The sequence below is a fragment of the Paraburkholderia sp. 31.1 genome (genome assembly GCF_014397645.1).
Classification (GTDB): Bacteria; Pseudomonadota; Gammaproteobacteria; order Burkholderiales; family Burkholderiaceae; genus Paraburkholderia; species Paraburkholderia tuberum.
The window spans coordinates 1-706 of the sequence record NZ_VZQN01000190.1 but is presented as its reverse complement, the minus strand read 5'-3'; the positions used below and the strand labels follow the sequence as shown (position 1 = coordinate 706).

At 60.1% G+C, this 706-nt stretch carries 1 protein-coding gene; it reads left to right on the top strand.

The features are described from left to right. Positions 1 to 572 (top strand): IS5 family transposase (locus F6X37_RS35950; protein ID WP_187614688.1); only part of this gene is annotated, 572 nt, incomplete at its 5' end. Positions 573 to 706 lie beyond the last annotated feature (134 nt).

The following is a 706-nucleotide window of genomic DNA, read 5'->3' as shown; positions in this document are numbered from 1 at the left end:
CGCTGGTCGACGCGACGATCATCGAAGCGCCACCGTCGACCAAGAACGCCGGGAAGAGCCGCGACCCGGAGATGCATCAGACGAAGAAGGGAAACGAATGGCACTTTGGGATGAAGGCCCACATCGGAGTCGACGCCGATTCGGGTCTGGTGCATAGCGTGGTCGGCACGTCCGCCAACGTGTCGGATGTCTCGCAAGCCCACGCGCTGCTGCACGGGCACGAAGAGGAAGCGTTCGGCGACGCGGGCTACATCGGCGTAGACAAACGCGACGAAATGAAGGGCAAGTCGGTGAAGTGGCGCGTGGCGGCCAAGCGCGGAAAGATCAAGGCGATGCAGGATGGTCCGCTGAAGGATCTGGTGATCGCGGTCGAGCGGACCAAGGCGCAAATTCGTGCTCGGGTCGAGCATCCGTTTCATATCGTCAAGAATCTGTTCCGTCATCGCAAGGTGCGCTACAAGGGGCTGGCCAAGAACACGGCGCAACTGTTCAGCCTGTTCGCCTTGGCGAACCTGGTAATCGCCCGAAACCGGTTGCGGTCAGTTCACGGGAGTAGTCCGTCATGTGCATGAAAAATGCGAGGAGGGGGCCCCGAATCCGGGCAAACCCCGCCTCGCTTGCGACCGAATTCCTTCGACATTCTGATAATTGCAAGCTGACTCGTCGGCAACGCCGGCGACGAGCTTATTGATCAGTGTTTCCCTAG